The sequence below is a fragment of the Candidatus Paceibacterota bacterium genome, assembly GCA_041661265.1.
Taxonomy (GTDB): Bacteria; Patescibacteriota; Minisyncoccia; order JAHIHE01; family JAGLIN01; genus JBAZUT01.
In genome coordinates this window covers 134,078-147,091 of the sequence record JBAZUT010000002.1, presented here as the reverse complement: position 1 = coordinate 147,091, position 13,014 = coordinate 134,078, and the positions used below count along the sequence as shown (strand labels likewise).

18 protein-coding genes are annotated in these 13,014 nt (G+C 42.2%); 16 read left to right on the top strand and 2 right to left on the bottom strand.

The genetic code is table 11. The features are described 5' to 3' along the window. The first annotated feature begins 84 nt into the window (after positions 1 to 84). The 6 genes from WC788_02250 (at position 85) to WC788_02225 (ending at position 4,096) form a co-directional block, all read left to right on the top strand. Positions 85 to 252, top strand: a complete 168-nt coding sequence (locus tag WC788_02250) for a hypothetical protein (protein ID MFA6096432.1) — start codon at positions 85 to 87, stop codon at positions 250 to 252. Positions 253 to 368: 116 nt separating this feature from the next. Beyond that, entirely contained in the window at positions 369 to 1,829 is a 1,461-nt protein-coding gene (locus WC788_02245) for an amidophosphoribosyltransferase (protein MFA6096431.1), read from the top strand. Between the two features lie 91 nt (positions 1,830 to 1,920). Further along, on the top strand, positions 1,921 to 2,448 hold the full coding sequence (locus tag WC788_02240) for a CYTH domain-containing protein (protein MFA6096430.1): 528 nt from the start codon (positions 1,921 to 1,923) through the stop codon (positions 2,446 to 2,448). Then, a complete protein-coding gene (locus WC788_02235) occupies positions 2,445 to 2,864 on the top strand; it encodes an NUDIX domain-containing protein (GenBank protein MFA6096429.1) in 420 nt (139 codons plus the stop codon). The genes WC788_02240 and WC788_02235 overlap by 4 nt, the downstream gene beginning before the upstream one ends. A gap of 9 nt (positions 2,865 to 2,873) precedes the next feature. After that, positions 2,874 to 3,521 carry a hypothetical protein gene (locus tag WC788_02230; protein ID MFA6096428.1) on the top strand — a complete coding sequence of 216 codons (648 nt, stop codon included), beginning with the start codon at positions 2,874 to 2,876 and terminating at the stop codon, positions 3,519 to 3,521. A gap of 65 nt (positions 3,522 to 3,586) precedes the next feature. After that, complete coding sequence (locus WC788_02225) at positions 3,587 to 4,096, top strand: C39 family peptidase (GenBank protein MFA6096427.1); 510 nt, start codon at positions 3,587 to 3,589, stop codon at positions 4,094 to 4,096. Here WC788_02225 and WC788_02220 read toward each other — a convergent pair. Then, complete coding sequence (locus tag WC788_02220; protein MFA6096426.1) at positions 4,080 to 4,535, bottom strand: hypothetical protein; 456 nt, start codon at positions 4,533 to 4,535, stop codon at positions 4,080 to 4,082. The two genes, WC788_02225 and WC788_02220, sit on opposite strands and share 17 nt — an antisense overlap. A 377-nt stretch (positions 4,536 to 4,912) precedes the next feature. On the opposite strand from WC788_02220, the gene WC788_02215 reads away from it, so the two are divergent. The 7 genes from WC788_02215 (at position 4,913) to WC788_02185 (ending at position 10,231) form a co-directional block, all read left to right on the top strand. Further along, positions 4,913 to 5,875 carry a redoxin domain-containing protein gene (locus WC788_02215; GenBank protein MFA6096425.1) on the top strand — a complete coding sequence of 321 codons (963 nt, stop codon included), beginning with the start codon at positions 4,913 to 4,915 and terminating at the stop codon, positions 5,873 to 5,875. 57 nt (positions 5,876 to 5,932) lie between these two features. After that, the gene (gene queF, locus WC788_02210) at positions 5,933 to 6,403 is read left to right on the top strand and encodes a preQ(1) synthase (protein ID MFA6096424.1); all 471 of its coding nucleotides are present in this window, start codon (positions 5,933 to 5,935) and stop codon (positions 6,401 to 6,403) included. Between the two features lie 25 nt (positions 6,404 to 6,428). Next, the gene (locus WC788_02205) at positions 6,429 to 6,923 is read left to right on the top strand and encodes a hypothetical protein (GenBank protein ID MFA6096423.1); all 495 of its coding nucleotides are present in this window, start codon (positions 6,429 to 6,431) and stop codon (positions 6,921 to 6,923) included. A gap of 262 nt (positions 6,924 to 7,185) precedes the next feature. Beyond that, positions 7,186 to 7,476 carry a hypothetical protein gene (locus tag WC788_02200; GenBank protein ID MFA6096422.1) on the top strand — a complete coding sequence of 97 codons (291 nt, stop codon included), beginning with the start codon at positions 7,186 to 7,188 and terminating at the stop codon, positions 7,474 to 7,476. Positions 7,477 to 7,690: 214 nt separating this feature from the next. Further along, entirely contained in the window at positions 7,691 to 8,743 is a 1,053-nt protein-coding gene (locus tag WC788_02195; protein ID MFA6096421.1) for a hypothetical protein, read from the top strand. A 182-nt stretch (positions 8,744 to 8,925) separates the two neighbouring features. Further along, a complete protein-coding gene (locus WC788_02190; protein MFA6096420.1) occupies positions 8,926 to 9,624 on the top strand; it encodes a hypothetical protein in 699 nt (232 codons plus the stop codon). A gap of 88 nt (positions 9,625 to 9,712) precedes the next feature. Then, positions 9,713 to 10,231, top strand: a complete 519-nt coding sequence (locus tag WC788_02185; protein MFA6096419.1) for a YbaK/EbsC family protein — start codon at positions 9,713 to 9,715, stop codon at positions 10,229 to 10,231. 16 nt (positions 10,232 to 10,247) lie between these two features. Here the strand turns inward: WC788_02185 and WC788_02180 are convergent, their stop codons facing one another. Continuing rightward, positions 10,248 to 10,508, bottom strand: a complete 261-nt coding sequence (locus WC788_02180) for a hypothetical protein (GenBank protein ID MFA6096418.1) — start codon at positions 10,506 to 10,508, stop codon at positions 10,248 to 10,250. 30 nt (positions 10,509 to 10,538) lie between these two features. Between WC788_02180 and WC788_02175 the strand changes: the two genes are divergently transcribed. Genes WC788_02175 through WC788_02165 form a run of 3 tightly spaced genes read left to right on the top strand, consistent with a single transcriptional unit; the run spans position 10,539 to position 12,997 of the window. Next, positions 10,539 to 11,276, top strand: coding sequence for a segregation/condensation protein A (locus WC788_02175; GenBank protein MFA6096417.1), 738 nt, complete (start codon positions 10,539 to 10,541; stop codon positions 11,274 to 11,276). A gap of 9 nt (positions 11,277 to 11,285) precedes the next feature. Next, complete coding sequence (scpB, locus tag WC788_02170) at positions 11,286 to 12,032, top strand: SMC-Scp complex subunit ScpB (GenBank protein ID MFA6096416.1); 747 nt, start codon at positions 11,286 to 11,288, stop codon at positions 12,030 to 12,032. Continuing rightward, positions 12,032 to 12,997 carry a serine hydrolase gene (locus tag WC788_02165; GenBank protein ID MFA6096415.1) on the top strand — a complete coding sequence of 322 codons (966 nt, stop codon included), beginning with the start codon at positions 12,032 to 12,034 and terminating at the stop codon, positions 12,995 to 12,997. Before scpB ends, WC788_02165 begins: the two co-directional genes overlap by 1 nt. The last annotated feature ends 17 nt before the right edge of the window (positions 12,998 to 13,014 follow it).

Here is a 13,014-nt window from a genome sequence, read left to right as displayed (position 1 = left end):
TTCGGATCGCAGTGCTGAATTTGCCGCCATGGGGATTGTCAGAACTCGATCAATATGCTATTTATTTATCAGGTGAGCAAAAATATGGAAAACGAAGATTTAAGGAAGGAGATCGAGGATATGTTTGAGGTGTGTCCCATTGCGGAATTCTGCTGTAAGGAGCGCGATGTTCAGGTAAAAAAGGTGCAAAACGTATCCTATATCCTATGTTTAACTTGCGCAAAAGTGATCCCGGAGGGAACAAAAATATGACCCATCAAAATGGACAACGATCCATTTTTTTTCATTTGCAAGCGTGGCCATATCTGTTAGAATAAAGAGAAAGTGCTATTTGAAAATCGAATGTTGACGAAAAAAGGAGAAAAAACATGTTATATCTGAAAGGAAGCTTAAAAGGTGAAACGAATTTTGATCTCAGGAAGATATTTCCGGAAAATTGCGCATTAGCCGCTGCCGTGAATATAGAAAGCGCGTCATATCGCGTTTTTCAATGCCTCCTTCATCAGGAGCATAGAGGAGAATCCGCTGTGGGCATAATCAGCAAAAGAGGAAGAAATTTTTTTCAAAAAAGAAGAATAGGATCGGTGAGCACCCAGTTCAGCAAATATAAACAGGATGCGTTCAATGACGGTTTGCCGGGAAGGATCGCCATAGGCCATAATCGCTATCCCACTCAGGGAAATCATCTGGATGTTGCCAATGTGCAGCCGCTCATTATCGAGAAATCGAAATACGGTTCTTTTGCGATCGCGCACAACGGAACGCTCGTAAATGTGAGAAAGATCGAGGACATGCTTCTCGAAAAAGGCGCGGTTTTCCAATCAACCACGGATACGGAACTTCTGGTGCATCTTATCGCGAATTCCGGAAAAAAGACGATAGATGAAGCGATAATATACGCATTAACGCAAGTTGAAGCGGCATATTCTCTGCTCATTCTCACTGAGGAAAAGCTATATGCCATAAGGGATAGATTCGGAGTTCGTCCGCTAAGCGTGGCCAAATGCGATAAAGGATATCTGGTTTGTTCTGAGACGATCGCTTTTGATCAATTTCCACAGGCGAAATTCCTGTTCGACGTTCCGCCCGGAGAAATGATCATATTCCGAAAGGGTAAGAAAGATTTCACAAGGCTGAAGTATGCCGAACCTGATGAATGCTTTTGCATATTTGAAGGAATATATTTTTCCAATCCAAGAACGCTGTATCACGGCTGCTATCATGAAGATTTCAGGAAAGAAACAGGCCGCCAGATCGCTCTTGAGAATCCCCATATAAAAGGAGAAGTCGTGATACCCATACTCGATTCGGGAAAGCACGCTGCCATAGGGCTTGCCAGAGAGCTTAAGATCCCGTACGACGAGATATTCCAGAGGACACACAGCTACAAGATCCTTCAATCAAGGTCTTTTACGGCTCCGACTTTCGAGGAAAGAAAGAGAATAGTCGAGCAGAAACTGCACCTTAAGAAAGGCGAAGTCGTAGGGAAGGACATTATAGTCATTGACGACTCAATAGTCAGATCCACGACAATGAAAATAATTGTCCAAATGCTGAAAAGCGCAGGAGCAAAAAGAGTGATAGTGTGCATCGCATCGCCTCCCATTACGAATGTCTGTCCCAACGGCATGGACTACCAGGAAACAAGCCAGATCATAGCTTACAACAAAACGATCGAAGAGATCAGGGAAATAATCGAGGCGGACGAACTTATCTATCTGAGCTTGCAAGGCCTCAATGAGGTTGTAAAAAGAACCTATAACTGCGGGATCTGCAGCGGATGTTTCGGAGGAAGATATCCGATAAAGCCATTGAACAAAATGGAATAATAACCGATAGCCTTTTAAAAAGGCTATTTTTTATTGTTGCTAAGCTGTCAGAAAAATGTTAAAATGACATAAAAGTAACTGATATAATGGCATGGAAATAGAACTTGAGAGAACGTTTCTGGTCAAAAAAATACCTTCGGATATGATGGACTGCGAGCATGTTGAGATCCGCGATCTCTATATTCCGCGAAAAGAGGGACATCCGATCCTCAGAATAAGGAAAAGAGGGGAAAGTTATGAGATAACGAAAAAAACTCCCGTTGAAGGCAGAGATTCTTCGTGCCAGTACGAACATACGATCAAGCTTTCCAGTGAGGAATTTGAAATATTGGAAAAGGCCAAAGGAAGAAAGATCAGGAAATTGCGATATTTTTATCCGTCCGAAGATCATATGGCGGAGATCGGTATTTTTCAGGATGAATTGAAGGGTTTGGTTCTGGCGGATTTTGAATTTAAAACTATGACGGAAAAAGACAATTTCAAGATGCCGGATTTTTGTCTTGCCGATGTCACGCAGGAACTTCCATTCGCGGGAGGATTTCTTGCCGGAATGAAATACAACGAGCTGGAGGAGGATCTGAAAAAATATAATTACAAGAAAATAATATTCGATCAATGAAAAAAAGAGTCAGGGCGATCATAGTTGAAAACGGCAAGATTTTGCTGATACACAGGATCAAGGCGGATGATGACTATTGGGTTTTTCCGGGAGGCGGAGTGGATGAGGAGGACGAAGATGAGATTATGGCGTTGAAAAGAGAATGCATGGAGGAATTGGGGGTCGAGGTTGCGAGTGAAAAATATGTCTGCAGCGAGATTGTCGCTTTTGATGGGGTCGATCAGGAACACCGGTTCCATATATGCCGGGTCTTGGGAGGGGAAGTCGGATGCGGCAATGGTCCGGAATATGCAGACAATGGTCTCTATGAAGGGTCGCATGTGCCGGAGTGGCTGTCCCTGGAGGATCTGGAAAAGACAGACCTAAGGCCTGAAAATATGAAGCGTATAGTTGAAAATATTATAAATAATAAATAAAATAAAAATATGCCATATACGGAGCAATACACGAGGGAGGACTTTGCGAGGATAACCTGGGGTGAATATGGGCAGACTCTGGATTCACTTTTTGGGAAAGTATACAAATATGTAAGGGAAAGCGGGACCAAGATAGATGCCGTGGTGCCTCTTCTTCGGGGAGGGAATTTTCCCGGAACTTTTCTTGCTTTCAAGTTGAAGATGCTTAGGATCGTTCCGATGCAGTACAAATATTTTTTCAAGGATGGAAAGGTACAGCTTAGGAAGATCCTCGGTTTTCCGGAATATGTCAGCTTCAATCACAAACCCACTTTCCTTCTGGTTGAGAATAACCATTGCTTCGGACAGGCTTCGCAGACGGCAGCGAAGGATCTCAAGGAAAAATTTTCCGATTCGAAGATATTGTATGCAGCAGATCATATGGATTTTTCCTATCAGAAGAACAATTATGCCGATGAGATATTTTATGGGAAGCTTACCAATGAAACCAGAACCCTGGACAAGCTTGAGGCGAAAAAACTCGGACTTTCAAGCGATATACACCTGTTTCCTTGGGAAGAATATGACGAGGAAGCGACAAAAGTGCAGGGAAAGCAATATGAATATGAGAATATGGAGGAGGTTATAAGGAACTCTGAAGAAAAGAAATTGATATAGTCATGTCTAGCGGCTAAGCGATAAGTATGATTTTGAAAGTAAAGCCTTTTCAAGAGACATTAAATATGAGCTATTGCGGTCCCGCAAGCCTGAAGATGGTTTTGCGTTTTTATGGTGTTGAAAAAACAGAAAAGGAACTTGCGGAACTTTCCGGATGGAATAAGCGTCTCGGAGTTGATGACTCCGGGATCAAAAAAGCAGCGGAGGGGCTGGGTTTCAGGGTAAGGGTAAAGAACCGGAGCAACTATCGTGATATTCAAAACTGGCTTGATGGCGGCATTCCCGTGATCGTTAATTGGTTTACGGGAGGAAGGCCGGATAATTCGGGTTCGGAAATGGCAGACGGACATTATTCGGTGGCGGTTGGATTGGATAAGAGATCTATTTATCTGCAGGATCCTGAGATTGGAAGGATAAGGAAGATCAGGAGATCTGATTTTGTGCGGGTATGGTTTGATTTCAGAGGGGGTCAGATCAGGCCCAATGAGCTGGTAATGCGGCAGCTGATCGCTATCTATCCTTCTTTGCGCAAAATAAAAAAGAGAAAGCGTTTTTCTCTTATTGCGGTGGGATAAATGCAGTCTTTTCGGCAAGTGTTGTGCACCAGTCTCCGACTTTTACGGATATTTTCGTTCTGGTGGCGGATTTTACTTCAAATTTCTGAGATACTTTTATGACAGTAGCGCCGTCCTCAATGATTTTCTGTTCTCCGGCAGATTTAAAGCTTGGCACGAAACTGCTATATCGGGAATTGCTTTTTTCGTACAAATCGTCGGTTGCTTCAATGTCGCATTCTTCTCCTTTTGGCAAAGTGACGACGACCTCGACGGTTTTCAGGGCTCCCTTGCTTTCTGTTGGATCTATTATGTCCAGTTTGAAGAACTTGTTCAGTTCTTCTTTCCTTCTGTTGTCGTTTTGAGTTTGTTTCCGTCTTCTTCTTATAGCGGTAAATACGGACAATAGCCAATATATTACCACTAAAGCCATGACAGCTAATATTACATAATCAGGCATATTCAGCCCTCCTGAAGATGATGCTAAAGAAAAAAAACGGAAATGTCAAGTATCCAAGAAGTTTCATTGACGCGTATATATTTAGGATCAGATCCGTGAGCATCCCGGTACTATTGACATTTGGCTATTTGGTGGTATTCTTATGCTACATTTGAATTAGCGGATCAAGCAGCGAGTTAAAGACGATAATTTTTTCTTGAGGTTAAATAACTATTTATGCTAACCAAGAAGAACATTATTATTCGATAAAAATATCAATAGGTCTTGTGCTGTTTTTTTGTTTTTTTGAACGGCAATTTGTGCAAGGATCAGCGTTTATCTATGAGAAAAGCCGGGGAGGGCTGAAGCATTTATATTTCAAAATTTCACCGAAATCTATGAAACTAAAAATAACGAGCAATAAATGGTTTAACTCCGAGCCTTTGAGCGAAAAAGATCTTTCGGGCTACGTCGTTCTGGTAAATTTCTGGTCGTTTACCTGCGTGAATTGCTCAAGGTCTTTTCCGCGCATGAGAGAACTTTGGAATAAATATAAAGACCAGAAGTTTCTGATGATCGGGATCCACACTCCACAGTTCGAGTTTGAAAAAAGACCCCAATGCGTGAAGCGGAAACTTATCGATAATGATATGTACTGGCCGATCGCGCTGGACAATGAATATAAGAACTGGAAGAGATTCAAGAATAAGTATTGGCCTACGAACTACTTGATAAACAAAAATGGCGAAGTGGTCTATTGCCACATAGGGGAGGGCGGGTATGCGACGCTTGATAAAATTATCCAGGAGCTGCTCAAGATGAAAAAGACAAAGGTCAAATCTCCCGAGATGGTCACTGAAAGAACGAATAATATTTGTTTTTCCGCTACGCCCGATATTCATTTTGGCTATAAAAAAGGGATTCCTGCGAATGCTTCCGGATATGTTCCGGACAAGGATGCTTTATACAAACGTCCGAGGATAATTCCGCAAAACGAGATGGCGCTTGAGGGAGAGTTTTTTTCCGCGCCCGGCTGTATTCAGACCCAGAAGGTCGGTTCATCGATATATCTGAATTTTAATGCCACTGAGATAGATCTTGTTATGGAGCCTTTTGGAAAAGAGGCGGGAGCGGAAGTGATGTTCGAAGGGGATCCGCTTCCGAAGGAGATCAGGGGCGAGGATGTTGATGACTTGGGAAATATCCATATTGCAGGATATAGGGCGTATAAGATCATAAAAGCGGATTTTCCCGTTTCGGGGGTTCTGAAGATCAGGTCGAAGGAAGGAAAATTCAAAGCGTATGACCTTACTTTCTCAGGATGTGTCGGGAGGTGCGACGTGCAGAGCGATCCTTCGTGATGGATAGTTTAAAAGCACATAACCATATAAATGTCTCAAGACATGAAGAAACAAAAAATGCTTTATTCAGACAAGCAGAATTGCGGAAAAGAAATCGCAAACAAAGGCCCGATCCGCTTGGCTGTTTTTGAAAACAAAAATCGTGATGTCGATTATCTCGTACCATTCGTGTGCAACGAATTTACAACTCTGTGCCCGATCACAGGACAGCCCGATTTTGCCAGGATCGAGATAGTTTATGTTCCGGACAAAGTTTGTCTTGAAAGCAAGTCATTGAAATTATATCTTTTCTCATTCAGGGATCAAGGAAATTTTCACGAAGATGTCGCCAACAAGATATTCAGAGATATCTGGAAGAAAATAGGTCCGAAATATATGAGGATCTGGGCCGACTTTACAGTGAGAGGCGGAATTTCCATAAAGCCTATGATAATCAAATTCGCTTCAGGCATCGATCCTGAAGAAAAGAGAGAGATCGAAAAACTCGAGGAAAACTATGACCGGAAATCATATTTTGACAGGACATAGCAGATCTAATTATTTATTATTCCATATGTTTGAAAAAATCGGAAATATCAAGGATGATGAATTATTCCTGACAACCGGACAGATCGAGATCGATGCGGCTATCAGGAAGGAGAAAAGAAAAGAAGAGCAGGAAGAACGCATTTCAAGGCTGAAAGAGCTGCTCAAAGAAAACGGTCCCGACGATATTGTTTTTACTCAGGAGTTTTTGCAATGGAATAAGACCGAGTACGATATCGTCAATGAAGAAAAAGATCCGAATGAATATGTTGAGGCGCAGATCGGTCTTCAGGTTAAGGAAGCTGAGATCTTTGCTGAGGCGGGTCTGGAGCATCAAAAGCGGGATCTGATACGAAAAGCAATTGACCTTTTGGACGGAACTGAAGAGGAAGGGCGCATAGACGGGATTTTATATTCAGCTGACCGGCAAGTTGAAAATGGGGTTATTGATGGAAAGATCGCCAAGGCCATTGATGGGAGAGTGGAAGAACTTCTGAAAATTTATAAGTCCATGAAAGACTGACCGGCCGTATCTGTGACCATTGTCGGTCTGCATATCTTCCGTTTGCATTGACAATTTTGTTTATTATGTTATTCTGTATCTATGAAAAATATTGGAACGAAAACATTGATCGATATGTTATTGAATCTGGAATTACTAGCTCCTGATTTTCGAGCCGTTTTCTTGTGATTTAATCTGATAGCCGAATTCAGTCATAAGATAACAGCTTGAAGGGAGCTGTTTTTTAAAACAAAAATGATATTAAAAAAAGGAGGAAGGATCTATGCAGAACGTTGCGGATTATATAGAAACAAACGGAGCGAGTTTGACAGTGGATGTGCAGGATGTGACTTTCACGGGAGAGGAGGCTAAAAGGGACATAGAAGGGCTTATAGAAAAAATGGAATTGGAGGATAGGGGTGTCATATTGTCCCATTCCACATCTCATGCAAGAATCACCGTCCGGGTCAAGGGGGATTCAAGAAAAATACAAAATCTTCATGACGCTATTTCTAAAAATGAGAAATACATCATGGCCAGGAGGATCAGCCTGGCATATAAAGACGAACAATAATAATAACTATTCGTCTTTTTTTTATGGATTTTTTCAAATAAATGTGTCTGATTTTTTTGCGCATCCGGCGATTGACACAATGCTCGTTTGGATATATATTTAAACGTCAAAAGGAGTGTTCTTTGTTTAAAAGCCATTAAGGCCGCTGAATGCGCTTTTTGGGCGGGAAAAAGCGTTTTTAGCCGTCTTAAGGCTATATAGAGGAGGTGCTCTTATGCAGAATGACCAGAAAAAGAAATATGCAGATTTTATTGGAAAGTCGGATCCGGTTACGAACATATTCATACTTTGGATGATCAGGGAGATGGAGCCAAAAACTTTGTTTTTGAAACATCTTCCGGAAATACCCGAAGAACTGAAGAAACTCACACACATATCCGACAGGATGGAGGTCGTTATGAATTATTTCTGCGGAAATGCCAATGGAAAATTTATGACAGGTTTTTATGCGTCGAATCCCCGGGATAAAAACGATATGGGAATCGCAATAGACAATACTTCCAGGCACAATAACCCGTTTATCATGTACAGAGTCATCCGGGCTTTGAAGTTTTTTGCCAGGATCGACTATCCTGACGACATGATAAAAACTACACATGCATTCAATCCTTCGGACAGGGATCATGGCCGGGACAAGGAATGGCTTAAAAGGATCATAGGCAAGGATCGTTATGAAGAGATCGCAAAAGATATTCCTCCTGAACTGGAAGAGGCCGTCGACGCGCTTATGCTGAAAGGGATCAATGTGGACAGGGCCCCATTTGAAGCTGAAGTGAAAAGAGGATTGATCAGCTCTCGGAGCCTCATGAAAACCTTGAAAATACCGACGCCCGAAGAGGAAAAGGAAAGGATGATTCGCCTCGAAAAGCTGGTTGAGCCATATTGGGGGCATGCCGCGCAATACTTCGGATATAAAAAATATCCCGTTATCGGAAGCGAAGTTTCGGCAAAGCTGAAAAAATATATCTATGAGGCGATAGCGCGCGGAATAGAAGGCAAGGTTGATGCGGTCGCTGTGGCTGTGATCCTTTATTATCGGGAGACATATGCCGAAAAAAATAAGCCATCCGGCACAACGGATCAGGTTTTGATCAAAAAGGAGAGAAAAGTATTTTTTGAAGCGGAATTGCGGATAATCAAAGAGATTGCCGGAGAATTCGCAGAATGCTTCAATAAAGAGAGCGGATCACCCGAAGAGCTATTCAGGCGATATGAAAATTTCATCAGGAATATATATACCGTGGAACCCGTGGATCTTCTGGGATGACAATAAATGAGGAAAATCCTCATTTTTTTTTATGATATGCAAGCAAGGTGATAATGGCAATATTGTGAACAAGTGCGGGCAATAGATCGCGGAAGTTTGCGATAATTTACAATAAGACGAATTTGTCAAAATATCGATATTTTGCTAAAATAGAGACAGAGTTAACACTAAAAAGGAGGAATATGAAAATACAAAAAATGTACCAAGCCAAATTGATCGGTCTTATGTTCATGATCCTGGTTCTGGTCGGGTCATTCTCGGTGAAACAGGAGGCATTGTCATATGGAAACGATGACTATTCCGGTGCGGGAGGCGCGGTTTACGGCACATGCAACCATCCTTTTTATTCATGCAGCCAATTTGAAGGTGCGATCAATTACTCCCTTAGAATATTTTTTGTGCTTATGCTTTGGATGATATCTCCCGTTGGAATTATCTTCTTCTGGTCCACTGGCGGTCTCATTTCAAAGAACACCTCGAAACTTAAAAGGAGCATATCTTGGATCGGACAGATCCTGGCCCTCTTCATTTGGGCGTCATTTATGACAATTCTGTTGTTGCTATATCTCGACTCCGTTACTATCAATGCTTTCGGCCTTGGGGGAATGTTCCTGGATACCGAGATCGCTTCCGGAATGGTATTTTTCGTTGTGATGTTCATTTTCGCTCTCTATGAAAAAAGCATCGAGTATAGCGCGGATCGTGCCGGAGCGGGCGCGAAGAGGAAAAAAAATGAAGCCGAAGAGGACAGGGGCGGGAAGGGCCGGGAAAGCATAAAGATCGCAGGCATCGAATTTACAGGACTGAAGGACAAGGTCAGAAGAAAAGTGAAAGACGGACTGAAAGAGATAATTGATGATGAGATCGAAAGAAGGCTTTAGGCAAATGTCAAACGTCAAAGCTCAAATGTCAACTCAATTTCCAATGACTAAAACTTTTTATTTTTGGCTAAGTCGTTAAATTAACACCATGGCTATATTAAAAGATCTTCAAAAATTGCTTGAGAAGAACAAGGTCAAGCACGAAGTCATCGATCATAGGACTGTTTTTACGGCGCTTGATAATGCGAAGACGCAGCATATCGATCCGAAAGAGGTCGTGAAAACTCTGGTGATGAAAATTGACGCAAAAAGACATATTCTTGCGCTTATTCCCGCCAACAAGAACCTGGACAAGAAAAAGCTTCTGAAAGAGGTTAATAAGTGGCTGAAAAAAAAAGGGGAAAAAACCGTGAAAGCTGTTGAGTTTGCGAAAGAAAACTGGATGAGAAAGAATCTGAAGGGAAAAGTCGGCGCAACGATCCCGCTGGGATCGTTGAATAAAATGACGGCATTTATAGACAAGAGCCTTCTGAAAAACAAGAATTTGGTGATCAATTCGGGCGATTATGAGAGATCGGTAAAAATGGCAACTAAAAAGTTCATTGAGATCGAAGATATGATAAAAGGCGCATTTTCCGAGGCGAAGAAAAAGATGAAAAAGAGATAAAAAAAACGCGAGCTGTTCAGCTTGCGATGATCTTGGATATTTTCAGGAAAGGGAATGTTTTTGATGTTTTAATCTCTATTATCGAGGTCATTATTTGTTTTTTTTGTGCATCGCTTCTGAATGAAGCGTTGAATGCTTCCATAAGCGAGCATGGAGATTCTGTTTTTGTCTCCGCGAGAAGATATTCCATTGCAGAGTTTGTTATGACCCCGAAGTCCTTGAATGAATGTTCATCGAAGCCTCTGAACGGATATATTCTGCTGTTTAATATGTACATTGTTAATCACCTAAATCGATTTTAATTCAAATGTCATATATTGTAAAGGCGCATCACTGGCAGAGCAAGGAAAAGCTATTCGAGGGACCGCTGGACCTTCTTCTGGAGCTGATCGAAAAGGAAAAACTGGAGATCACTGATCTTGCGCTTGCGCAGGTCGCCGATCAATTTCTGGGCTATCTTGAGGGATCAAAGGAAGACATCACACCGGAACATCTGGCGGATTTTTTGTTGGTGGCGGGAAAATTGATACTGATAAAATCAAAGGCCATTCTTCCTATGCTGGAACTGGAAAAAGAGGAAGAAGAGGACATAGAAGAGCTCAAGGCAAGGCTCATTGAATATAGAAGATTCAAAGAAATCTCCAAGGAGATAAAAAAGCTTGAAATGAGGAAGAAAATGTTCTTTTCCAGAGAAAGCTATTTGGGGGTGGAAACGGTTTTTTGTCCGCCGGAAAGCATCGTTGCTTCTGATCTTGCGAAAGCATTTGATGATGTCATAAGCAAGCTTCCGGATGTCAGCCATCTCAAGCAGGAAACGATGAGAGAGGTCATATCCATCAAGGATAAGATCGAACATATACTCCACAATCTTTCGGAAAGGATCGAATGCACTTTCAGCCAGGCCGTTGTGAATGCCAAAACCAAAGTTGAGGTAATCGTCACATTTCTTGCCATGCTGGAACTTGTCAGGAAGAATATCGTGGTCATAGAACAGGCGGAGATGTTTGGTGATATAAAGATTAAAAAAAATGAAAATAAATCCTAATAAAATATTATGAATATCGGATCGATCATAGAAAGCATGCTGTTCATTTCGGGAGAGCCAATGAGTTTCAAAAAACTTTCAAAATATACGTCAATTGAGGTTGCGGACCTTGAAAATGCCGCGGTTGATCTTGCCAAAAAATACAACGAAGAGGCTAGAGGGCTGAGGATACTTATCAAAGACAAGGAAGTCCAGATGGTCACGGCCGGGGAAAACAGCAAATATGTTGAAAATTATATGAAAGCGGACATCGAAGGCGAACTCAGCCGCGCGGCGCTCGAAGTTCTGTCGGTCGTGGCCTATAGGGGACCCATACCGAGATCGAAGATCGAAGAGATCAGGGGGGTGAACTGCAGCTTTACGCTTCGCCATCTTCTCATAAGAGGATTGGTCGAGAGAATAGACAACCCAAGCGATGCGAGGACATATCTCTATAGGATATCTTTCGATTTTTTAAAAAAGCTGGGAGTGGAAAAGGCGGAACATCTTCCGAGGTTTGAAGAATTGAGAAACAAGAAGATCCTGGAAGAAAGATTCGTTGAAAATGCGGAGGCGAAGGAAGAAGGCGCAGTGCCTCAAAAAGAAGCTGACGCATCCGGGCAAAAACAGGATATTGTCCAAGAAGCCGGCGCATCACCGGAGCAAACCGTAATTGACGCATCACGATCCGGCATAAGCGATTTACCGTCGGATCTGAACACAAAGACTCCGGACTCCGGTCCTTCACAAGACCAATCAAATAATAACAGCCAATAATGATAGAAAAAATCGCTATATTGATAATGGCCCTGATAAACCAAACATACATATTTTCTTCAGGCAACACTGAAGCTGATCTTTTGGGCGCTGTTGTGAATGAAGGGTCGGTTGACGCAAGCGCGGGTAATGACGACAAAATTAATTGGAATTATTATATGGAAAATCTCAAAGTCGGAAGCGAACTCAGTATATTGCCTTCAAAGAACAACGATGCAAAAGAAATGGAGATTAGCTCAAAGTCGGCGGTGGTTATGGATATTGGAACGAATGCAGTTCTTTTTTCAAAAGAAGAAAACAGAAAAATGCCGATTGCGAGCCTTTCGAAACTCATGACGGCCATTATAGCCATGGAAAAAATAGATCTTTCCGATAGGATCGTTATAACCGAAAAGGCCATAAAGAAAGGCGGAAAAAGAGACGGTCTTTTTGCGGGCGAAGAGATTATGGCGGAAGATCTTCTGAAGATCATGCTTGTGAATTCGAATAATGTCGCAGCAGAGGCGATCGCCGAGCATGTGAACGGGGAATCGGGGGACTTTATCGGGCTTATGAATGAAAGAGCGGAATTGCTCGGTCTTGAAAATACCAGATTTTTCAATGCATCCGGACTGGACCAGCAGGAGGAGAATTATTCTACTGCCTATGAAATTGCGCAGATCTTTGATTATGGCCTGCGTTATTCAAGGATATGGGAGGATATGAAGATCCAAAGGGGCGAGGTCTGGTCGGCCGACAAAAAAACCAAGCATATATTAAAAAGCACTAATCTGCTTTTGGGGAAAGTGAAAAATATCGAAGGTGGCAAGACGGGGTTTACTGATGATGCGGGGGAATGCATGGTTCTTGTTGCGGGATCTGACGATGCGAACAATAAGATCGTAAGCGTCGTCCTGAATTCATCGGATAGATTCAAAGATACCGAAAAGATCATCAATTGGACTTTTGATAATTATAGGTGGTAGGGAGAGTGAGAAGTTCA